The sequence below is a fragment of the Streptomyces sp. NPDC029169 genome (assembly GCF_055563935.1).
This window is the reverse complement of record NZ_JBVHXA010000012.1, coordinates 159,090-180,096: the sequence shown is the minus strand read 5'-3', so window position 1 is coordinate 180,096 and position 21,007 is coordinate 159,090. Positions and strand designations below refer to the sequence as shown.

General features: G+C 72.5%; 24 protein-coding genes. 3 read left to right on the top strand and 21 right to left on the bottom strand.

Features of this window, described 5'->3' with window-relative positions:
• Nucleotides 1-151: 151 nt before the first annotated feature.
• The 11 genes from lgt to hisI all read right to left on the bottom strand — a co-directional run bounded on the left by lgt (nt 152) and on the right by hisI (nt 9,532).
• Nucleotides 152-1,132: a prolipoprotein diacylglyceryl transferase gene (lgt, locus tag ACZ4VI_RS22795; RefSeq protein WP_468001792.1), complete on the bottom strand. Its 981-nt coding sequence runs from the start codon at nt 1,130-1,132 to the stop codon at nt 152-154.
• A gap of 88 nt (nt 1,133-1,220) precedes the next feature.
• On the bottom strand, nt 1,221-2,039 hold the full coding sequence (locus ACZ4VI_RS22790; protein ID WP_468001790.1) for a DsbA family protein: 819 nt from the start codon (nt 2,037-2,039) through the stop codon (nt 1,221-1,223).
• A 64-nt stretch (nt 2,040-2,103) separates the two neighbouring features.
• On the bottom strand, nt 2,104-2,919 hold the full coding sequence (gene trpA, locus ACZ4VI_RS22785) for a tryptophan synthase subunit alpha (RefSeq protein WP_468001788.1): 816 nt from the start codon (nt 2,917-2,919) through the stop codon (nt 2,104-2,106).
• Nucleotides 2,916-4,160, bottom strand: a complete 1,245-nt coding sequence (gene trpB / locus ACZ4VI_RS22780; protein WP_468001786.1) for a tryptophan synthase subunit beta — start codon at nt 4,158-4,160, stop codon at nt 2,916-2,918. The genes trpA and trpB overlap by 4 nt, the downstream gene beginning before the upstream one ends.
• Before the next feature lie 317 nt (nt 4,161-4,477).
• A complete protein-coding gene (trpM, locus tag ACZ4VI_RS22775; RefSeq protein WP_468001894.1) occupies nt 4,478-4,678 on the bottom strand; it encodes a tryptophan biosynthesis modulator TrpM in 201 nt (66 codons plus the stop codon).
• Nucleotides 4,679-4,814: 136 nt separating this feature from the next.
• Nucleotides 4,815-5,624, bottom strand: a complete 810-nt coding sequence (gene trpC, locus ACZ4VI_RS22770) for an indole-3-glycerol phosphate synthase TrpC (protein ID WP_361432948.1) — start codon at nt 5,622-5,624, stop codon at nt 4,815-4,817.
• 141 nt (nt 5,625-5,765) lie between these two features.
• Nucleotides 5,766-6,419, bottom strand: a complete 654-nt coding sequence (locus ACZ4VI_RS22765) for a DUF2752 domain-containing protein (protein ID WP_468001784.1) — start codon at nt 6,417-6,419, stop codon at nt 5,766-5,768.
• Nucleotides 6,420-6,502: 83 nt separating this feature from the next.
• Nucleotides 6,503-6,751, bottom strand: coding sequence for an HGxxPAAW family protein (locus ACZ4VI_RS22760; RefSeq protein WP_468001892.1), 249 nt, complete (start codon nt 6,749-6,751; stop codon nt 6,503-6,505).
• A 263-nt stretch (nt 6,752-7,014) separates the two neighbouring features.
• On the bottom strand, nt 7,015-7,665 hold the full coding sequence (locus tag ACZ4VI_RS22755) for a TIGR02234 family membrane protein (protein ID WP_468001782.1): 651 nt from the start codon (nt 7,663-7,665) through the stop codon (nt 7,015-7,017).
• A gap of 14 nt (nt 7,666-7,679) precedes the next feature.
• A complete protein-coding gene (locus ACZ4VI_RS22750; RefSeq protein ID WP_468001780.1) occupies nt 7,680-9,170 on the bottom strand; it encodes an anthranilate synthase component I in 1,491 nt (496 codons plus the stop codon).
• Between the two features lie 11 nt (nt 9,171-9,181).
• Nucleotides 9,182-9,532 (bottom strand): phosphoribosyl-AMP cyclohydrolase, encoded by a 351-nt coding sequence (hisI, locus tag ACZ4VI_RS22745; protein ID WP_468001778.1) that lies wholly within the window; start codon nt 9,530-9,532, stop codon nt 9,182-9,184.
• An 84-nt stretch (nt 9,533-9,616) separates the two neighbouring features.
• Between hisI and ACZ4VI_RS22740 the strand changes: the two genes are divergently transcribed.
• Complete coding sequence (locus tag ACZ4VI_RS22740; RefSeq protein ID WP_468001776.1) at nt 9,617-10,252, top strand: TIGR03085 family metal-binding protein; 636 nt, start codon at nt 9,617-9,619, stop codon at nt 10,250-10,252.
• Between the two features lie 23 nt (nt 10,253-10,275).
• On the opposite strand, the gene ACZ4VI_RS22735 is transcribed toward ACZ4VI_RS22740, so the two are convergent.
• The 10 genes from ACZ4VI_RS22735 to hisD form a co-directional block, all read right to left on the bottom strand.
• Entirely contained in the window at nt 10,276-11,562 is a 1,287-nt protein-coding gene (locus ACZ4VI_RS22735; RefSeq protein WP_468001774.1) for an MFS transporter, read from the bottom strand.
• Nucleotides 11,559-12,146, bottom strand: coding sequence for an ArsR/SmtB family transcription factor (locus ACZ4VI_RS22730; protein WP_468001772.1), 588 nt, complete (start codon nt 12,144-12,146; stop codon nt 11,559-11,561). Before ACZ4VI_RS22730 ends, ACZ4VI_RS22735 begins: the two co-directional genes overlap by 4 nt.
• Nucleotides 12,147-12,256: 110 nt before the next feature.
• Nucleotides 12,257-13,012 carry an imidazole glycerol phosphate synthase subunit HisF gene (gene hisF, locus ACZ4VI_RS22725; RefSeq protein ID WP_468001770.1) on the bottom strand — a complete coding sequence of 252 codons (756 nt, stop codon included), beginning with the start codon at nt 13,010-13,012 and terminating at the stop codon, nt 12,257-12,259.
• Nucleotides 13,009-13,419, bottom strand: coding sequence for a RidA family protein (locus ACZ4VI_RS22720; protein ID WP_468001768.1), 411 nt, complete (start codon nt 13,417-13,419; stop codon nt 13,009-13,011). The genes hisF and ACZ4VI_RS22720 overlap by 4 nt, the downstream gene beginning before the upstream one ends.
• The gene (gene priA / locus ACZ4VI_RS22715) at nt 13,416-14,153 is read right to left on the bottom strand and encodes a bifunctional 1-(5-phosphoribosyl)-5-((5-phosphoribosylamino)methylideneamino)imidazole-4-carboxamide isomerase/phosphoribosylanthranilate isomerase PriA (protein ID WP_468001766.1); all 738 of its coding nucleotides are present in this window, start codon (nt 14,151-14,153) and stop codon (nt 13,416-13,418) included. Before priA ends, ACZ4VI_RS22720 begins: the two co-directional genes overlap by 4 nt.
• Nucleotides 14,154-14,155: 2 nt before the next feature.
• Nucleotides 14,156-14,833 (bottom strand): imidazole glycerol phosphate synthase subunit HisH, encoded by a 678-nt coding sequence (hisH, locus tag ACZ4VI_RS22710; protein WP_468001765.1) that lies wholly within the window; start codon nt 14,831-14,833, stop codon nt 14,156-14,158.
• A 5-nt stretch (nt 14,834-14,838) separates the two neighbouring features.
• Nucleotides 14,839-15,006 (bottom strand): hypothetical protein, encoded by a 168-nt coding sequence (locus ACZ4VI_RS22705; RefSeq protein ID WP_260228758.1) that lies wholly within the window; start codon nt 15,004-15,006, stop codon nt 14,839-14,841.
• A gap of 4 nt (nt 15,007-15,010) precedes the next feature.
• Entirely contained in the window at nt 15,011-15,604 is a 594-nt protein-coding gene (gene hisB, locus ACZ4VI_RS22700) for an imidazoleglycerol-phosphate dehydratase HisB (RefSeq protein ID WP_315890890.1), read from the bottom strand.
• Nucleotides 15,601-16,731 (bottom strand): histidinol-phosphate transaminase, encoded by a 1,131-nt coding sequence (locus ACZ4VI_RS22695; protein WP_468001762.1) that lies wholly within the window; start codon nt 16,729-16,731, stop codon nt 15,601-15,603. Before ACZ4VI_RS22695 ends, hisB begins: the two co-directional genes overlap by 4 nt.
• Entirely contained in the window at nt 16,728-18,050 is a 1,323-nt protein-coding gene (gene hisD / locus ACZ4VI_RS22690; protein WP_468001760.1) for a histidinol dehydrogenase, read from the bottom strand. The genes ACZ4VI_RS22695 and hisD overlap by 4 nt, the downstream gene beginning before the upstream one ends.
• A 174-nt stretch (nt 18,051-18,224) precedes the next feature.
• Between hisD and ACZ4VI_RS22685 the strand changes: the two genes are divergently transcribed.
• The gene (locus tag ACZ4VI_RS22685) at nt 18,225-19,826 is read left to right on the top strand and encodes an oxidoreductase (protein ID WP_468001758.1); all 1,602 of its coding nucleotides are present in this window, start codon (nt 18,225-18,227) and stop codon (nt 19,824-19,826) included.
• 139 nt (nt 19,827-19,965) lie between these two features.
• A complete protein-coding gene (locus tag ACZ4VI_RS22680) occupies nt 19,966-21,003 on the top strand; it encodes a hypothetical protein (protein WP_468001756.1) in 1,038 nt (345 codons plus the stop codon).
• Nucleotides 21,004-21,007 lie beyond the last annotated feature (4 nt).

The following is a 21,007-nucleotide window of genomic DNA, read 5'->3' as shown; positions in this document are numbered from 1 at the left end:
CCTGTCGCCTTCACAGCCCCCCCCCCCCCCCCCCCCCCCACCCCCCCCCCCCCCCCCCCCCCCCCCCCCCCCCGGCCCCCCCCCCCCCCCCCCCCCCCCCCCCCCCCCCCCCGGCCCTGTGTGTGCCCTGTGAGCCGTGCGTGTCCGGTCGTCAGCCCTTGGCGGCGGACTCCGTACCGTTCGCCGGTGCGCCGTCCGCCTCGTCGGCGGCGTCGTGCCGATCGGCCTCGCCCTCGGCGTCCTGGATCGCGCCCTCGTCCTCGACCTCATCCTTCGGCTCGGTCGCGCCCGCCCCCGTACCGTCGTCGGCCGGCTTGTCCCTCTCCGGCTCGACGATCTCCTCGCGCCCCGGGCGGAGCCGCGACGAGATCACGATGTACACGACGGCCAGGACGAAGACGATGATCGCCGTCCAGACGTTCAGCCGCAGGCCGAGCACGTGGTGCGCCTCGTCGACCCGCATGTACTCGATCCACGCCCGGCCCGTGCAGTACGCGGCGACGTACAGCGCGAAGGCCCGCCCGTGACCGAGCTTGAAGCGGCGGTCGGCCCAGATGACCAGGAGCGCGACGCCGATGCACCACAGCGACTCGTACAGGAAGGTCGGGTGGTAGATCCCGGCCTCGCGGTTCGTGCCGGCGCTGATCTCCAGGCCCCACGGCAGGTCGGTCGGCTTGCCGTACAGCTCCTGGTTGAACCAGTTGCCCCAGCGGCCGATGGCCTGGGCGAAGGCGATGCCGGGCGCGATGGCGTCCGCGTACGCCGGCAGCGGGATGCCGCGCCGCCTGCAGCCGATCCAGGCGCCCACCGCACCGAGCGCGATGGCGCCCCAGATACCGAGGCCGCCCTCCCAGATCTTGAAGGCGTCGACCCAGTTCTCGCCCTCGCTGAAGTACAGCTGGTAGTCGGTGATGACGTGGTAGAGACGCCCGCCGACGAGGCCGAAGGGCACCGCCCAGACGGCGATGTCGGCCACGGTGCCGGCTTTGCCGCCCCGGGCGATCCAGCGCTTGTTGCCGTACCAGACGGCGACGAAGACACCGATGATGATGCAGAAGGCGTAGGCCCGCAGCGGAACCGGTCCGAGGTGGAGGACACCGGTCGACGGGCTGGGAATGAAGGCAAGGTCCATGGCAGGACCGACGCTACCCTGCCGGGCGGGCGTCACGGCAGCCCACCCGGCAACGTCTGGGTAACTAAGAGGATCAGCCCGGCGGATGTCAGCCCGCCGGCGAGGCCGTGCCCGCCTTCTTGCCCTTGTTGGCCTCGGCGACCCACTTCTTCAGGTTCTCCGGGGAGATCTGCTCGTTCCCCTTCGTCGGGAAGATCGATTCTCCGTTGAGGAGCACGGACGGCGTGCCCCGGAAGTCGCCCTTCACGAAGGCATCGTTGGACTTCCCGACCCAGCTGTCGTGCGTGCCGTCCTCGACACAGCTGCGGAAGGCGGGCGTGTCAAGGCCCGGCACCTTCGCCGCCAGCTCGATCAGCTTGTCGTTCTTCCCGAAGGCGTCGTCCGTCTCCTGCGGCTGGTTGATGTACAGCGCGTCGTGGTACGCGGTGAACCTCCCCGCGTCCTGGGCGCACGCCGCCGCGTTCGCCGCGCGCAGAGAGCCGCTGCCGCCCATGTTCCGGTCGATGAGGGTCGCGAGGTGGTACTCCGTCTTGAGCGCGCCGGACGCCTCCAGCTCGTGGATCGTGTCCCGGAACGCGTTCTCGAAGGAGGCGCAGGCCGGGCAGCGGAAGTCCTCCCAGACCTGGAGCGTCGACGGGGCGTCCGGCTTCCCCGTGAGGATCGCGGGCTTGTCGCCGTCGATGGCGCCGGTCGGGGCGACGACCGGGCCCGCCTTGTCCGAGCCGCCGTCGTCGCCCCCGGTGTTGGCCGCGATCACTCCGGCGATCGCGGCCAGGCCGAGGACGCCGACGACCGCTGCCGACACGATCAGGATGCGCCGCTGCTTCTCCCGGGCCTTCTCGCGCTCGCGCTGCTGCTGGAGGCGCTCCCGCGCGCTCCGATTACCGTCACTGTTCTTCTGGCTCACGCCCTCAGCAACGAACCGGGGAGGCGCGTCCGCGCCTCCCCGGTCGTAGATCCACCCGAACGGGCTACGAAACTCGCCGCACGCCCTCGGCGAGTTCGCCCGCCAGTTCCCTTACGGCGGCGAGTCCGGCGGCCTCGCCATCGGCGTCGAGCATCCGCTGGACGAAGGCGGAGCCGACGATGACACCGTCGGCGAAGCCCGCGACCTCCTTGGCCTGCGCGGCGTTGGAGACGCCGAGCCCGACGCAGACCGGCAGTTCGGAGGTGGCGCGGGTACGGCGGACGAGGTCGGCGGCCTCGGCGCCGACGGACTCGCGGGTGCCGGTGACGCCCATGAGGGAGGCGGCGTAGACGAAGCCCGAGCCGGCCGCGGTGATGGTGGCGAGCCGCGCGTCCTTGCTGCTGGGGGCGACGACGAAGACGGTCGCGAGACCGTGCTTCTCGGCGTGCTCTCGCCACTGCGCGGACTCCTGGACCGGCAGGTCCGGCAGGATGCAGCCCGCGCCGCCGGCCGCGGCCAGCTCCTCGGTGAACCGCTCGACGCCGTAGCGGTCGATGGGGTTCCAGTACGTCATGACGAGGACGGGCTTCCCGGTGGCCTGGTGGGCCTCCCGTACGGTCCGCATCACGTCGGCGATCTTGACGCCGCCCCGCAGGGCGATGTCGTCGGCGGTCTGGATGACGGGGCCGTCGAGGACCGGGTCGCTGTGCGGGAGGCCGACCTCGACGATGTCGGCGCCGCCGTCGAAGACGGCCTTGATCGCCTCGATGCCGCCGTCCACGGTCGGAAACCCGGCCGGGAGGTAGGCGATGAGAGCGGCACGGTTCTCGGCCCTGGCCTTGGCGAGCGTGTCGCTGAGCAGCTGGATGTTCCCGCTCACTTGGAGTCCCCCTCGGTCCCGTCGTACAGCCCGAAGTAGCGGGCGGCCGTGTCCATGTCCTTGTCGCCGCGTCCGGAGAGGTTGACGAGGAGCAGGCTCTCGGGACCCAGCTCCTTGCCGACCTCCAGGGCCCCGGCGAGCGCGTGCGCGGACTCGATGGCCGGGATGATGCCCTCGGTACGGGAGAGCAGCCGCAGGGCCTGCATGGCCGCGTCGTCGGTGACGGCGCGGTACTCGCCGCGGCCGCTGTCCTTGAGGTACGCGTGTTCCGGGCCGATGCCCGGGTAGTCCAGACCGGCCGAGATGGAGTACGGCTCGGTGATCTGGCCCTCCTCGTCCTGGAGGACGTACGACCGCGAGCCGTGCAGGATGCCGGGCTCGCCGGCGGTGAGGGTGGCGGCGTGCTCGCCGGTCTCGACGCCGTGGCCGGCCGGCTCGCAGCCGATGAGGCGGACGTCGGTGTCGGGGATGAAGGCGTGGAAGAGGCCGATGGCGTTGGATCCGCCGCCGACGCAGGCGATGGCCGCGTCGGGGAGGCGGCCGGCGCGCTCCAGGATCTGGCGGCGGGCCTCGACGCCGATGACGCGGTGGAAGTCGCGGACCATGGCGGGGAAGGGGTGCGGTCCTGCGACCGTACCAAAGAGGTAGTGGGTCCGGTCGACGTTGGCGACCCAGTCGCGGAACGCCTCGTTGATGGCGTCCTTGAGGGTGCGGCTGCCGGACTTCACGGGGATGACCTCGGCGCCGAGCATGCGCATCCGGGCGACGTTCAGCGCCTGGCGCTGGGTGTCGATCTCGCCCATGTAGATGGTGCACTCGAGCCCGAATAGGGCGCAGGCGGTGGCGGTGGCGACACCGTGCTGACCGGCGCCGGTCTCGGCGATGACCCGGGTCTTGCCCATGCGCTTGGTGAGCAGGGCCTGGCCGAGGACGTTGTTGATCTTGTGCGAGCCGGTGTGGTTGAGGTCCTCGCGCTTGAGGAAGACCCGGGCGCCGCCGGCGTGCTCGGCGAACCGGGGGACCTCGGTGAGGGCGCTCGGGCGGCCGGTGTAATTGACCATCAGGTCGTTGAGCTCGCGGGCGAACTCGGGGTCGGCCTTGGCCTTGTCGTACTCGACGGCGACCTCGTCCACGGCGGCGACGAGGGCCTCCGGGATGAACTTGCCGCCGTAGGCACCGAAGTAGCCCTCGGTGGTGGGGACCTGACCCTCCGGGTCCGGAATGAAGAACTCGCTGGACATGCGGATGCTCCTCGCGGGGCGGGTGCCCCGGATCGCGTGCGGTTGATGGTCACGGTATGCGCGCGACCGCCTCACGCCGTACGGCAACGCCGTGGCCGTCCACGCCCCCGTGTGGGCAATCGTCCCGCTGGGCGGGACGGGTGGGCACACGGGACGGCGCCCCTGCCGGGCCCAGGCTCCCATGGTGTGCGGTACCCACGGGTGCGGCGCCCTCGTGGTGGCGGGGGGCCAGGGAGCGGACGCGCCCGCGAAGGCGCCGTCCGTTGTGCCCACCCGTTCCGCCCCAGCGGAACGAATGCCCACAACGGGCGAGGTGGCTAAGCGTTGTCGGTCGTGAGGGTGCGCGCGGGGCGCGGGCGCCATCGCATGCCGTTGACCTGACCGGGCTCGCTGCCGATCACGTACCGCACGCGGCGCCCGTGGACCCGCCGCGCCGGCGCCCGGCAGCCGCGCGGGCGGCAGCCCCGGGCCAGCGGGGCGTGCGCGGGCGCGGCGGCGGTACGGAGCCGGGTGCGCATCGCGCGGCTGGGGGCGACGAGACCGGCGACGTCGGCCGTCCGCGCGGAGGTGACCGCCGCCGCGGGCATGCCGACGGCGCCCCGGGCGGCGAGGCCCTGGGCGGTCGGCGTGACGCGGCGCGGGGTCATGGCGGGGTCAGCCCCGCCCGTGGCGCAGGGCCGGGTGGGCGCCGGCGGCGACGAGGTCGGCGACGGCGGCCTTCGGGTCGCGGCCGGTCACGAGGGACTCGCCGACCAGGACCGCGTCGGCGCCGGCGTTGGCGTACGCGATGAGGTCGTGCGGCCCGCGGACGCCGGACTCGGCGACCTTGACGATGCCGGCCGGGATCTCCGGGGCGACCCGCTCGAAGGTGGAGCGGTCGACCTTGAGGGTCTTGAGGTTCCGCGCGTTGACGCCGATGATCCGGGCGCCCGCGTCGACCGCGCGCTCGACCTCGTCCTCGTCGTGGACCTCGACCAGCGGCGTCAGGCCGATGGACTCGGCGCGCTCGATGAGGGAGACGAGGGCCTCCTGCTCGAGGGCGGCGACGATCAGGAGCGCGAGGTCGGCACCGTAGGCCCGGGCCTCCCACAGCTGGTACGCCGTGACGATGAAGTCCTTGCGCAGGACCGGGATGTCGACCCGGGCGCGTACGGCTTCCAGGTCGGCGAGCGAGCCGCCGAAGCGGCGCTCCTCGGTGAGCACGGAGATGACGGCGGCGCCGCCCGCCTCGTAGTCCGCGGCGAGACCGGCCGGGTCGGCGATCGCGGCGAGCGCGCCCTTGGACGGGCTGGAGCGCTTGACCTCGCAGATCACCGTGACGCCCTCGCCGCGCAGTGCGGCGACGCCGTCCTTGGCCTGCGGCGCCTTGGCGGCGCGCTCCTTGAGCTCGTCGAGGGAGACCCGCGCCTGCCGCTCTGCGAGGTCGGCGCGCACGCCTTCGATGATCTCGTCGAGCACACTCACGCGAGAGGCCCCCTTCCGGGACGGTGATGGTGACGGTGGTGCAGATGAACCAGGTTCAGCCACGTCGATGGTATCCGCACGGAGGCTCGGGACCCGCATCCGGCCGACATGCGTCCCACCTGCTGGGACTTCCCGGGAGGGTCATGGGGCGAGCGCGGAGCCGAACGGGAGGTTCCGCACGAGGGTGAAGAGGGCGAGGACGGCCCCGATGCCCCACCAGTAGGCGGGGGCGATGGCGACCCTCATGGGGACGGCGCGTACGGCGCGAATCAGCCAGAGGGCGATGACGACGGCGAAGATGCCGTAGCCGACGACGGCGAGGGCGTTGGCACCGAACGCGGCGCCGAGCTCGCCGTGGACGAAGGCGTGCGCGCTGCGGAGCCCGCCGCAGCCGGGGCAGTAGAGACCGGTGAAGCGGAGGAGCGGGCAGACGGGATAGTGCCCGGGTTCGTTGGGATCGACGGCCCCGACGTACGCGAAGGCGGCGACGACACCGCCAAGCGTCCCGAGGGGCGCGAGCAGCCGCACGGCGAGGGGCCGGTGCGGTCCGGCGACCGGGCCGGGGCCCCCGTAGATGCCCGGCCATCCGGGGTACCCGGGGACGTCCGCGGACCCAGGGTGCCCGGGCACATCCGCGGACCCGGGGTACCCGAGAGCCCCCGACTTCCCCACAGGACCCGCCACGCCTGCGGCGTACGTGGGTGCGTCGGCGGCCGGGGTGTCGGCAGATGGCGTCGGCCCCGTGGGGGCGGGGGCAATGTCGGGCACGGCGGGAGCCGTGGGCTTCGCGTCCACCCGGTGATTCTCGCCCCTCACGCGCGAAGGCGCAGCCCGGCCCTGCCGGACTGCGCCTTCGCGCGTGTCGTGTGCCGCGCTCGTCAGACGCGCGTCTTCAGCGTCGCCGCCTCGCGCGCCTCGACGACCGCCGCCGAGTCCTTCGGCATGCCCAGGCCCGCCGCCTTCATCGCCAGGCCGACCACGCCGCCGAGGAGGATGACGGCCATACCGGCCCAGAAGCCGGCCACGTTGGCCGCCACCATGAAGACTCCGGCGATGCAGAAGCCGATGAAGGAGATGATGACACCGGTCCAGGCGGCCGGGGTGTGTCCGTGGGCGCTGCCCGCCATGAGTTGCTCCTCGTTGCTGTTGCTCGGTGGTGGCTCGATGGTGAGGTCTCGCCTGCGCGGACGCTCGTCGTTCATTGTCCCGCACACAAGGGCGCGGGGATGAATCGGGGGTCCCGCGCCGATCACGCGTCGCGCCGGCCCCTCTCCACGCACCGTTCCGCGCCCGTCCCAGCGCCGATCAAGCCGCCGCTCCACCCCCCGGCTCCGCGCCCGGGTCCCGCGCCGCCCCTCTGCGCGCCCCCGGCTCCGTCCCCCGCCCCCGCTCAGCCCTCGCGCGTCGGGTCCTCGCCGCGGTCCAGGGCCTGCCAGAGGTCCTCGGGGCGGTCCGGGGCGGTGGTGCGGGGGGTGCGTGGGGTGCCCGGGCGGTCGTAGCGGCCGCCCATCGCCGGCCAGGTCGTGCCGAACCGCAGTGCGAGGAGGCCCGCGGCGAGGATCAGCAGGGCGCCGGCCGCGGTGACGTAGGGCCACGCGGTGTGGGTGAGGTCCGACACCGCCGCGGCGGTGTCGCCGGTGATCCGGGCCGCCTCGGCGTCCAGCGCGTCGCCGTCGGACGCGCCGAGGAACGCGGCCACCGCCGCGCCCGCGCCGCTCAGCGCGAGCAGCCCGGAGACGAGCGTGCGCCCGGCGCGGCGGACGGCGAAGACGGCGACGAGCGCGGCGAGGCCGACGATTGCGAGCGCCGTCGGCACGCCGGTGACGGCGCCGCCGTCAGCCGAGACGGGCACCGTGCCGCCGCCGACCGACGCCGTGCCCTCGGCCCAGATCTGGCCCGCTGACAGCAGTACGACGGTGGCGCCGAGGGCGCCGAGCAGGAGAGCCGCGGCCAGGCTGCGGCGGCCGCCGGGCGCGGCGGCCGCGCCGCCCGCGCGAGCGGCTCGGGGCTGGGGTACGGGAACAGCACTCACGCACCCCACTATCCCTTACGCCGTCATGCGCCGTTCATCCGGTTGGCGGTGTGTACGGCGCGCAGCACCGCCGCGGCCTTGTTACGGCACTCGTTGTCCTCGCCGACCGGGTCCGAGTCGGCGACGACACCGGCTCCGGCCTGCACGTACGCGGTGCCGTCGCGCAGCAGGGCCGTACGGATGGCGATGGCGGTGTCGGAGTCGCCCGCGAAGTCGAGATAGCCGACGCACCCGCCGTACAGTCCGCGCCGCGTCGGCTCCAGCTCCTCGATGATCTGCATCGCGCGCGGCTTCGGCGCGCCCGAGAGCGTGCCGGCCGGGAAGCAGGCGGTGAGGACGTCGAACGCCGTCTTCCCCTCAGCGACCCGCCCGGTCACCGTCGACACGATGTGCATGACGTGCGAGTACCGCTCGATCGACATGAAGTCGACGACCTCCACGGAACCCGGCTCGCAGACCCGGCCGAGGTCGTTGCGGCCGAGGTCGACGAGCATCAGGTGCTCGGCGCGCTCCTTGGGGTCGGCGAGCAGCTCCTCGGCGAGGTCGTGGTCCTCGTGCGGGGTGGCGCCGCGGTGCCGCGTCCCGGCGATGGGGTGCACCATCGCCTGTCCGTCCTCGACCTTCACCAGGGCCTCGGGGCTGGATCCGACGACGTCGAAGCCGTTCTCGAAGCGGAAGAGGTACATGTACGGGGACGGGTTCGTGGCCCGCAGCACCCGGTAGACGTCGAGCGCGGAGGCGTGGCACGGGGTCTCGAAGCGCTGCGAGGGGACCACCTGGAAGGCCTCGCCCGCCCGGATCCGCTCCTTGATGTCCTCGACGGCGTCCTGGTAGGCCGGGCCGCCCCAGAGCGCGGAGAACTCCGGCAGCTCGGAGGGCGGGAGGGCGGCGGGGACGCTCGCGACCGGGCGGGCCAGGTCGGCCTGCATGGCGTCGAGACGGGCGACGGCGTCCGCGTACGCCTCGTCGACACCGGTCTCCAGGTCGTTGTGGTTGATCGCGTTGGCGATCAGCAGCACCGTGCCGTCCCAGTGGTCCAGGACGGCGAGGTCGCTGGTGAGCAGCATGGTCAGCTCGGGCAGCTCCAGGTCGTCACGCGTGGAGTCCCCGATGCGCTCCAGGCGGCGGACGATGTCGTACCCGAGGTAGCCGACCATGCCTCCGGTGAACGGTGGCATCCCGGACGCGAGGTCGCGCGGAGTGTGCAGGGCCTCGACGGTGGCGCGCAGCGCGGCGAGCGGGTCGCCGTCGGTGGGGACGCCGACGGGCGGGGTGCCGAGCCAGTGGGCGGCGCCGTCCCGGACGGTCAGGGTGGCGTCGCTGCGGACGCCGATGAAGGAGTACCGGGCCCAGGAGCGGCCGTTCTCGGCGGATTCGAGGAGGAACGTGCCGGGGCGTTCGGCGGCGAGCTTGCGGTAGAGCGCGACCGGGGTGTCGCCGTCCGCGAGGAGCCGGCGGCTGACGGGAATCACGCGGCGGTCGGCCGCCAGCTTGCGGAAGGTCTCGAGATCCATGGCGCCAGACCCTACTTGCCCAGGGGGAGGACGTCGGCGTCGAAGCAGGTGCGCGCGCCGGTGTGGCAGGCGGCTCCGACCTGGTCGACCTTGACGAGCACGGTGTCGGCGTCGCAGTCGAGGGCGACGGACTTGACGTGCTGGACGTGGCCGGAGGTGTCGCCCTTGACCCAGTACTCCCGGCGGCTGCGCGACCAGTAGGTGCAGCGGCCGGTGGTGAGGGTGCGGTGGAGGGCCTCGTCGTCCATCCAGCCGAGCATCAGCACCTCGCCGGTGTCGTACTGCTGGGCGATGGCCGGGACGAGTCCGTCCGGGCTGCGCTTGAGGCGGGCGGCGATGGCCGGGTCGAGATTGCTGCTCATGCGCCCATTGTGCCGTGGTCGGGGGGTGCGTCCGGATGCGCGTCCACTGGGCGGACGGGGGGCCGCGGCCGTACGCTGGCGGGCATGTCGACCCATGCGAAGCGTGAACGCCTTCTGCTCGCCGACCTGTTGGAGGCGGCCGGGCCCGATGCCCCGACGCTCTGCGAGGGCTGGCGGACCCGCGACCTGGCGGCCCATGTGGTGGTGCGCGAGCGCCGTCCGGACGCGGCCGCCGGAACGCTCGTGCCGGCGCTGAAGGCACGGCTCGACCGGGTGCAGGCGGAGTTCGCGGAGAAGCCGTACGAGGAGCTGATCCAGCTCATCCGTACGGGGCCGCCGCGGATGTCCCCGTTCACGATCAAGCAGGTGGACGAGGGGGCGAACACGGTCGAGTTCTACGTCCACGCGGAGGACGTCCGGCGCGCCCAGCCGGACTGGTCGCCGCGCGAGCTGGACCCGGTCTTCTCGGACGTCCTCTGGTCCCGCCTGGAGAAGGGCGCCCGGCTGCTCGGCCGCAAGGCCCCGGTGGGCCTGGTCCTCCGCCGCCCGAACGGCCAGACGGCGGTGGCGCACCGCGGCACCCCGGTGGTGACGGTCTCCGGGGAGCCGGGCGAGCTGACGATGTTCGTCTTCGGCCGCCAGGACACGGCGAAGGTGGAGCTGGACGGGGAGCCGGACGCGATCGAGCGACTGCACGAGACGAAGCAGCTGGGGATCTAGGGGGCGGGCCCCCGCGGGGGCGTTCAGCCCAGGACAGTGCCCGCTCTAGGCCGGCCCTCGCGGGGCAGCTCCGCCCTCCGTACGGACCGTACGGACAGTCCGTACACGCCGCCGAGCGCGCAGACGGCCGCGCTGGCCGCGAACACCGGGCCGAGGCCCCACAGGCCGACCGCCACGCCTGTGAGGGGGAAGCTCAGTGGGGCGACGCCCAGGCTGAAGAAGCTGGACACGGCCGTCACCCGGCCGAGGTACGCGGGGTCGCACTCGGTCTGGGTGAGCGCCCCGCACAGCGCGCCGCTGAGCCCGGCGAGCAGGCCGATGGAGAGCGCGACGGCTACCGCGACCGGCAGCTGCGGTACGTACGCCAGGGCGGCGATCGAGGCCGCGCCGCTCGTGATCGTCCAGGCCATGACCGCCCCGGCGCGCGGGATACGGCCCCGGACCGTCAGCAGCAGGGACGCGGCGCCCGCTCCCGTACCGAACCCGGCGAGGACCCAGCCGATGCCGGCGGCGCCCCAGCCGCGCTGATCGGCCAGGAGCGCGAGGCCGACGTTGAGGGGGCCGACGAAGCCGAGGTCGCTGAGCGCGATGACGATCATCAGCGGGCCGAGGACGCGGTGGCGACGGAGGTAGCGCAGGCCGTCTGCGAGGTCGCGGAGCGCGGTGCCGTCCCCGTCCCGGGACGGCTCGCCGCCGGGCAGCGGGCTGATCCGGAGCGCCAGGAGCAGCGGCAGCGAGAAGGCGAAGAGCAGCCCGGCGGCTCCGAACGCGGCGGCCGGCCCGCCGACGGCGACGGCAAGGCCGCCGAGCGGGGCGCCGAGGACGAGTCCTGCGCGGTAGGCGAGTCCGCGCATGCCCTGGACGCGGGCGAGCTGGCCGCGTGGGGCGATCCGGGGCGGCAGGGCGCCGACGGCGGGCAGGAAGAGGGCGTCGACGGTGCCGAAGACGAGGGCGACGGCGGCGAGCACCCAGAGGGCCGGGCTGGTCAGGAGCAGGAGGGCGGCGACGCCGAGGACGACGAGGCAGCGGACGGTGTCGGAGAGGACGACGACCCGGCGTGGGCCGAAGCGGTCGGCGATCACTCCCCCGCCGAGCATGAGCAGCGCGCGGGGGACGGCGCTGACGGCCATGACAAGACCGGCCTCGGCGGGGGTGCCGCCCCGGACGGCGCTCCAGGAGAGGGCGAGGTGGTAGACGCTGTCGCCGAGGGTGGAGGCGGTGTACGCGCCGACCCAGCGCAGGACGTTCGGGTCGCGGTGGGCAGGAAGGACACCGGGGACGGCGGCCGGAGCCTCGGTGCGCGCCGTCATGAGCGGTAGGGGAAGCCGTGGATGTGGACGGCGACGTTTTCGCGGCCTTCGGTGTCGCCGGCCGCCTCGGCGGCGCGGGCCTGCTGGTCGTACTTCCTGAGGACCGCCTCCAGCTCCTGGCCGAGGGCGGCGAGTTCGGGGGCGGTGAGGCGGGGGAGCCACTCGGAGCTGAGCGAGGCCGAGCGCCACTCCTGTGGCCACGTCGACTTCTCGTCGAGGAAGCGGCGGTGGAGCTCGGCCCTCTGCTCGGCGACGGTACGGCTGAACGCGATGCCGACGGCGACCTTCTCCGGGGCGTCGCTCAGGTCCCTGTCCTCGACTCTGATGCCGTCGGTGCTCGTCTTCCACCAGCGCTCGCGCCCGTCCGCCGACTGCGCCTCGGCCTCCTCGATGAGCCCGTGGTCGGCGAGTTTGCGCAGGTGGTAGCTGACCAGCGAGACGGCCTCGTCGACCTGCTCGGCGAGTTGCGACGCAGTGGCGGTGCGGGCGACGAACAGGGCTCGGTAGAGCTGCATGCGCAGGGGGTGCGCGATCGCCTTCAGAGTGCCGAGGTCGGTGATCCGGCCCGATTCGGGTGCTGTCATGTCCGCCACCGTAGATATACAAGAAAACTTGCGCAATTGAAATTGCACAAATAATCCTGCGTATCTGGCGAAGAAGAAGGCCCCACTCGGGGGCCCTCTCGTCGCGCGGTTCAGCGGACCGGGTGCCCCGCCTCCCGCAGCGCGTCCTTGACCTCGGAGATCCGCAGGTCACCGAAGTGGAAGACCGACGCCGCGAGCACCGCGTCCGCGCCCGCCTCGATCGCCGGCGGGAAGTCGGCGAGCCTGCCGGCGCCGCCGGAGGCGATCACCGGCACGGTCACGTGCTTGCGCACGGCCGCGATCATCTCCGTGTCGTAGCCGTCCTTCGTGCCGTCCGCGTCCATCGAGTTGAGCAGGATCTCGCCCGCGCCCAGCTCGGCGGCCCGGTGCGCCCACTCGACGGCGTCGATGCCCGTGCCCTGGCGGCCGCCGTGCGTGGTCACCTCGAACGACCCCGAGGCCGTACGGCGGGCGTCCACGGACAGCACGAGCACCTGGCGGCCGAAGCGCTCCGCGATCTCGCGGATCAGCTCGGGCCGCGCGATGGCGGCGGTGTTGACGCCGACCTTGTCGGCGCCGGCGCGCAGCAGCTTGTTCACGTCCTCCGCCGAGCGCACCCCGCCGCCCACGGTCAGCGGGATGAAGACCTGCTCGGCGGTGCGGCGCACCACGTCGTAGGTCGTCTCCCGGTTGCCGGAGGAGGCGGTGATGTCGAGGAAGGTCAGCTCGTCGGCGCCCTCGGCGTCGTACAGCTTCGCCATCTCGACGGGGTCGCCCGCGTCGCGCAGGTTCTGGAAGTTGACGCCCTTGACGACCCGGCCGTTGTCCACGTCCAGGCAGGGGATCACTCGTACGGCGAGGCTCATGCCGCATCACTCCTGTAGGCCTCGACCTCGACCTCGACGACCAGGCTCGGGTCGACGAAGCCGGAGACGATGATCATCGAAGCCGCCGGGCGGACGGCGTCGAACAGCTCCTTGTGGGCGCGGCCGACCTCGTCCACGTCCCGTGCGTGGGTGATGTACATCCGGGTCCGCACGACGTCCTCCGGGCCCAGGCCGAGCTGCTTCAGCGCGTCGAAGGCCACGTTGAAGGAGTTGATCGCCTGCTCGTACGGGCCGCCGCCGGCGATCTGGCCGCCGACCACCGACGTACAGCCGGAGACGAGGACCGTGCCGTTCGGCAACTCGACCGCGCGGGAGTAGCCGAACTGCTCCTCCCAGGGAGCCCCGGTGATCACCTTGCGGACCGCGCCGCGTCCGGACTCGGTCATACGGAAGCCACCGCCTCCAGCGCCTCCTCCAGGGTGAACGCCTTGGCGTACAGCGCCTTACCGACGATCGCGCCCTCGACGCCCAGCGGGACGAGCCCGGACAGGGCACGCAGGTCGTCCAGGGACGAGACGCCGCCCGAAGCCACGACGGGCTTGTCGGTGGCGGCGCACACGTTCTTCAGGAGCTCCAGGTTCGGGCCCTGGAGCGTGCCGTCCTTGGCGATGTCGGTGACGACGTAGCGGGCGCAGCCCTCGGAGTCGAGGCGGGCGAGCGTCTCGTACAGGTCGCCGCCGTCGCGGGTCCAGCCGCGGCCGCGCAGCGTGGTGCCGCGGACGTCGAGGCCGACGGCGATCTTGTCGCCGTGCTCGGCGATGACCTTGGCGACCCACTCGGGGGTCTCCAGGGCGGCGGTGCCCAGGTTGACGCGGGTGCAGCCGGTGGCGAGGGCGGCGGCGAGCGAGGCGTCGTCGCGGATGCCGCCGGAGAGCTCGACCTTGATGTCCATCGCCTTGGCGACCTCGGCGATCAGCTCACGGTTGTCGCCGGTGCCGAAGGCGGCGTCCAGGTCGACCAGGTGCAGCCACTCGGCGCCGGAGCGCTGCCACGCGAGGGCGGCCTCCAGCGGGGAGCCGTAGGAGGTCTCCGTACCGGACTCGCCGTGCACGAGGCGGACGGCCTGGCCGTCGCGGACGTCGACGGCGGGGAGGAGTTCGAGCACGTTTCCAGAAGACACAGTCACAGCGTTCCGATCCAGTTCTTCAGCAGCTGGGCTCCGGCGTCGCCGGACTTCTCGGGGTGGAACTGGGTCGCCCACAGGGCGCCGTTCTCGACGGCCGCGACGAACGGCTCGCCGTGGGTGGCCCAGGTGACCTTGGGGGCGCGGATCTTGGGGTTGCCGACCTCCAGGCTCCACTCCCGCACTCCGTAGGAGTGCACGAAGTAGAACCGGGCGTCGGCGTCGAGGCCCGCGAACAGCTCGGTGTCCTCGGGCGCCTCGACGGTGTTCCAGCCCATGTGGGGCACGATCGGGGCGTTCAGCGGTTCGACCGTACCGGGCCACTCGTCGAGGCCCTCGGTCTCCACGCCGTGCTCGATGCCCCGGGCGAAGAGGATCTGCATGCCGACGCAGATGCCCATGACGGGGCGTCCGCCGGAGAGCCGGCGGTCGATGATCCACTCGCCGCGCACCTCCTTGAGGCCCTTCATGCAGGCGGAGAAGGCGCCGACGCCGGGGACGAGGAGTCCGTCGGCGTTCATGGCCTTGTCGTAGTCGCGGGTGATCTCGACGTCGGCGCCGACGTGGGCGAGGGCGCGCTCGGCGGAGCGGACGTTGCCGAAGCCGTAGTCGAGGACGACGACCTTCTTGGACGTACTCGGATTGGACGTACTCGGAGACGTACGCGGAGTGCTCATTCCCGTCATTCCCAGATTCCCTGAATCCGAAGGACGCCCGCGACCAGGCACATCACGGAGGCGATGGCGAGGACGACGATCACGCCCTTGGGCAGCTTCTGCTTGGAGAAGGAGTACACACCGCCGGCGAGGAAGAGCCCGACGACGATGAGGATGGTGGAGAGGCCGGTCATGGAGTTAGAGGGCGCCCTTCGTGGACGGCAGGATGCCCGCCGCGCGCGGGTCGCGCTCGGAGGCGTAGCGCAGGGCCCGGGCCAGCGCCTTGAACTGGCACTCCACGATGTGGTGGGCGTTGCGCCCGTACGGGACGTGGATGTGCAGCGCGATCTGCGCCTGCGCGACGAAGGACTCGAAGATGTGCCGGGTCATCGTCGTGTCGTAGGAGCCGATCATCGGCGCCATGTTCTCGGGCTCGGTGTGCACGAGGTAGGGGCGGCCGGAGAGGTCGACGGTGACCTGGGCCAGCGACTCGTCCAGCGGGACGGTGCAGTTGCCGAAGCGGTAGATGCCGACCTTGTCGCCGAGGGCCTGCTTGAACGCGGCGCCGAGCGCGAGGGCGGTGTCCTCGATGGTGTGGTGGGTGTCGATGTGCAGGTCGCCGTCGGTCTTGACGGTGAGGTCGAAGAGCCCGTGGCGGCCGAGCTGGTCGAGCATGTGGTCGTAGAAGCCGACACCGGTCGACACGTCGACCTTTCCGGTGCCGTCGAGGTCGATCTCGACGACGACGGAGGTCTCCTTGGTGGTGCGCTCGACTCTTCCTACGCGGCTCATGCGCTCTGCTCCTTCTTGACTTCACGGACCGCGTCGAGGAACGCGTCGTTCTCTTCCGGTGTGCCGGCGGTGACCCGCAGCCAGCCCGGTACGCCGTTGTCCCGGACCAGGACGCCCCGGTCGAGGATCTTCCGCCAGGCCTCGTGGGAGCCCTCGGCTCCGTCGAAACGGCCGAACTGGACGAAGTTGGCGTCGGACTCGGTGACCTCGTAGCCGATCGCTCGCAGCTCGGTGACCAGGCGGTCACGCTCGGCCTTGAGCTGCTCGACGTACCCGAGGAGCGTATCGGTGTGCTCCAGGGCGGCCAGCGCGGTGGCCTGCGTGACGGCGGACAGGTGGTACGGCAGGCGTACGAGCTGCACGGCGTCGACGACGGCCGGGTGGGCGGCCAGATAGCCCAGGCGCAGGCCGGCCGCGCCGAAGGCCTTGGACATGGTGCGGGAGACGACCAGGTTCGGCCGGCCCTCGATCAGCGGCAGCAGCGAATCGCGGTGGCTGAATTCGACATACGCCTCGTCGACCACGACGCAGGCCCCGCCAGTGACAGCCTTGGCGGCCTGGGCGGCCTCGTACAGCGCGCGGACCGTCTCGGCCTCGACCGCCGTGCCGGTGGGGTTGTTGGGCGAGGTGATGAAGACGACGTCCGGACGGTTCTCGGCGATGGCCTTCTCGGCCGCCTCGACGTCGATGGTGAAGTCGTCGTTTCGCGGGCCGGAGATCCAGCCGGTGCCGGTGCCGCGCGCGATGAGCGCGTGCATCGAGTACGAGGGCTCGAAGCCGATGGCCGTACGGCCGGGGCCGCCGAAGGTCTGCAGCAGCTGCTGGAGGACCTCGTTGGAGCCGTTGGCCGCCCAGACGTTCTCGACGGCGACCGGGTGCTTTCCGGTACGGGTGAGGTAGCGGGCGAGCTCGGTGCGGAGCTCGATCGCGTCCCGGTCGGGGTAGCGGTTGAGGCCGCGGGCGGCCTCGGCGACCCGCTCCGCGATCCGGGCCACCAGGGGCTCGGGCAGCGGGTAGGGGTTCTCGTTGGTGTTCAGCTGGACGGGGACGTCGAGCTGGGGCGCGCCGTAGGGGGACTTGCCGCGGAGCTCGTCCCGGATGGGGAGGTCGTCGATGCCGATGTTCACTTGCCGGGCACCTTCCATCCGAAGCGCGCCTTGAGCGCGGCACCGTGGGCGGGCAGGTCCTCGGCCTCGGCGAGGGTCACCACGTGGTGGGTGACGTCGGCGAGGGCGTCGCGGGTGTAGTCCACGATGTGGACTCCGCGCAGGAAGGACTGGACGGACAGGCCCGAGGAGTGGCAGGCGCAACCGCCGGTGGGCAGCACGTGGTTGGAGCCGGCGCAGTAGTCGCCGAGGGAGACCGGCGCCCAGGGGCCGACGAAGATCGCGCCCGCGTTGCGGACGCGCTCGGCGCGGGCGGCGGCGTCGGCGGTCTGGATCTCCAGGTGCTCGGCACCGTACGCGTCGACGACCTTGAGGCCGTCCTCCAGGTCCCTGACGAGGACGATCGCGGACTGCTTTCCGGCCAGTGCCGGCACGATCCGGTCGTCGATGTGCTTGGTGGCGGCGACCTGGGTCTTCAGCTCGGCCTCGGTGGCGGCGGCCAGTTCCTCGGAGTCGGTGACGAGGACGGCGGCGGCCATCGGGTCGTGCTCGGCCTGGCTGATGAGGTCGGCGGCGACGTGCACCGGGTCGGCCGTGTCGTCCGCGAGGATCGCGATCTCGGTCGGGCCGGCCTCGGCGTCGATGCCGATCCTGCCGGTGAAGTAGCGCTTGGCGGCGGCGACCCAGATGTTGCCGGGGCCGGTGACCATGTTGGCGGGCGGGCAGGACTCGGTGCCGTACGCGAACATCGCGACGGCCTGGGCGCCGCCGACGGCGTACACCTCGTCGACGCCGAGCAGCGCGCACGCGGCCAGGATCGTCGGGTGCGGCAGGCCCCCGAACTCCTTCTGCGGCGGGGACGCGAGCGCGAGGGACTCGACACCCGCCTCCTGCGCCGGGACGGCGTTCATGATCACGGAGGAGGGGTAGACCGAGCGGCCGCCGGGCACGTAGAGGCCGACGCGCTGGACGGGGATCCACTTCTCGGTGACCGTGCCGCCGGGCACGACCTGGGTGGTGTGCGGGGAGCGGCGCTGCGCGCGGTGGACGATCCGGGCTCGGCGGATGGACTCCTCGAGGGCCGCCCGGACGGCCGGGTCGAGCTGCTCCAGGGCCTCGGCGAGCGCCTCGGCCGGCACGCGCACGTGCTCCAGCGTCACACCGTCGAACTTCTCCGCGTACTCGACCAGCGCCGCGTCGCCCCGATGATGGACGTCCTCGCAGATGGGCCGCACCTTCTCCAGGGCGGCTTCCACGTCGAACTCGGCACGGGGCAGCAGGTCGCGCAGTGCGCCACCCTCGGGGAGGGCGTCGCCGCGCAGGTCGATACGAGAGATCACGGGTCAATTCTCGCAGACGCCCCACAAGCGTCGGACGCCTGTATCACTGGCTGATACGAGCCACACTGGCGTCTTGTCGCCACAGCTGACCGTTAGCGTTCAGTCCGTCACTCAGCGGGAAGAACGGCTGTACGAATCCGGGGAAGCGGGTTCGTGGAAAGCGAGGGGGCGGCAGTGACCGAGCCGCACGAGGACGGAATGCCGGACGGTCTCACCGGCCCGGAGCGGGCCATGTGGCGGGCCTTCCGGATCGGCAGGGCCTGTGATCTGAGCGAGGGGGACGCGGCGCGGGACGATCCTTTCGGGACGGAGGTGTGGGGTGAGGAGCGCAGTGTGCGCGCCGAGGTGGTGGCGCTGCTGCTGCTCGACGGGCCGTCGGCGCGCTCCGGGCGGGTCGCGGCGCTGAAGCTGCGCGGAGTGCGGATCACCGGGGTGCTCAATCTGGCCGGCGGGACGATCGACCCGTACGTGGAGTGGAGCCGCTGCCGTTTCGACCAGGAGATCGTGCTGCCCGAGGCGCGCTTCGGCACGGTGCGGATGGTGGAGTGCGCGATACCCCGCCTGGAGGCGGCGCGGCTGCACACTCAGGGCGATCTGCATCTGCCGCGATGTCGCGTGCAGCGGGGCATCCGGCTGACGGACGCGCAGATAGGCACCGACCTGCTGATCAACCAGATCCGGGTGTGGCCGGACCGGCGCGGCCGGGCGATCACCGCGGACGGTCTCGCGGTGGCGCAGGACCTCCAGGCCGAGCTGATCGAGACGTACGGCGAGCTGAGCCTGCGCGGGGCGAAGGTGGGCGTCTCGCTGAGCCTGCGGGGCAGTGTGCTGCGCGGGGCGCAGCAGCGGCGCGCGCTGAACGCGCCGCAGCTGACGGTGGAGCGCTCGCTGTATCTCAACGCGGCGTGGGTGTACGAGGGTTCGGGGAACTCGACGGCCACTCCCCCGTACGGCATCGGGTACACCCCGGTGCGGGGCGCGCTGCGCAAGCCGGTGGAGTGCCACGGCGGGGTGCGGCTCGACGACGGGCGGTTCGGCGACGCGGTGGACCTGCACTACGCGCGGTTCGTGTTGGACGGGTCGAAGCGGGAGGAGGTGTCGCTGCGCCGGATCGTCACCCCGGAGCTGCGGTTCAACGGGGAGCGCCCGGAGGAGGGGCGGGTGGTGCTCAACGGCGCCCGTGTGGTGACGCTGATCGACCTCTCCACGAGCTGGCCGGGTCCCGGCGGTCTGTCGATGAACGGCTTCGTCTACGAGAACCTCGTGCCGTACGGGCACTTCCCACTGGCGCGCCGTCTGGAGTGGGTGGCGGCGGCGACTCCGGAGTACGCCCCGGAGCCGTACGAACGTCTGGCGACGGTGCTGCGCAACAGCGGGGAGGACGCGGACGCCCGGGTGGTGCTGCTCGCCAAGCAGCGCCGGCGGCGGGAGACGCTGCCGGTGGCCGGAAAGCTCTGGGGCTATCTCCAGGACTGGACGGTGGCGTACGGCTACCGGCCGGGCCGGGCGGCGCTGTGGATGGCGGTGCTGTGGGCGGCGGGGGCGCTGGCGTTCTCGCGGTACGACCCGATGCCGCTGAAGGCGGAGGAGTCGCCGAACTGGAACGCCACGCTGTTCGCGCTGGATCTGCTGCTACCGGTGATCAACCTGGGCCAGGACGGCTACTGGCGTCTGGAGGGCCTGTGGCAGTGGGCCGCGACGGTCCTCATCCTGCTCGGCTGGGTGCTGGCGACGACGGTGGCGGCGGGGGCGTCGAGGCTGCTGCGGCGGGGGTGAGGGGAAGGACGAGAGGGGCGGATTCTGCCGACCCCCACCCCTTTCTTTACGCTGTCTTGACCTCCGGCAGGACAACTTTCCCGCCGCTACCAAAGCTTCACAGTCCCCGACTGGCGCGGCCCCCACCTGCGGTTTTTGAATGGTCCGCACGATGTCATTGCTCCGCGCCCTGATCGGCACCGCCCGGATGGTCCGGCTTGCTCCGCGGCTCGACGCCGCTCTGCCGCCGGACGACGACGTGCTGCTCGACGCGCCGGACGAATGGCTCGCCCCGGCGCTGGTGGCGGCCGCCCTCGCCGACCCCGAGCCCGCCGCCAAGCTGCTCGCGACGACCCGGGACGCCGCCGAGTGGGAGAAGCGGGACCGGTACGTGGCGCGGCTCGCCACGTTCGCGTACAGCCGTGACGAGTGGCTGACCCACTGGCTGGCCGTCTCGCCCACCGACCCGGACGCGCTGCTCGTCAAGGCGGAGCTCGCGGTGCGCCGGGCCTGGGTGTCGCCGGCCCGCGCCGAGCGGCTGCGCGAGCTCGGGCCGCTGATCGACGCGGCCGCGGAGGCCTCGCCCGGCGACCCGGTGCCGTGGCGGCTCGCCCTGGACCACGCACGGGGCACGCACGCCGGGCACACGGCCTTCGAGTCGCTGTGGGAGCAGGCCGTGCGCCGTGCCCCGCACCACTACGGCTGCCATGTCGCGGCGCTCCGGTATCTGTCGGCCCAGTGGTACGGCTCGCACCACGAGTGCTTCGACTTCGCCGAGAAGGCCGCGGAGGACGCACCGCCCGGATCCCTGGCCCGGGGGCTCCCGGTCAACGCCGCCTTCGCCCAGCTCCTCGACGCTCCCGGGCCGGTGCAGGAGGACCGGATCGACGCCGCGGCGGACCGGGGCATCGCACTATCGGCGGAGCACCCGGAGGGCGATCCGTGGGCCTCGGAGGTCCGCAACCTGCTGGTGTACGTGCTGTTCAGGCGGGGGCGCTGGGCGGAGGCGCTGGAGGAGTTCCGGAGGATCGGCCCGTACGCGACGACGTTCCCGTGGGCGCTCGTCGGGGACGATCCGCTCGGCGGCTTCCTGGACGCGCGGGACGCGGTGCGGGCCGCGGCGGCCCGTGCGAGGCCGCTGCGCGGGAGCGGACGTGGACGGGCCGGACGGGGTGCGCCCGGCGGCCATTACTCTTGACCGC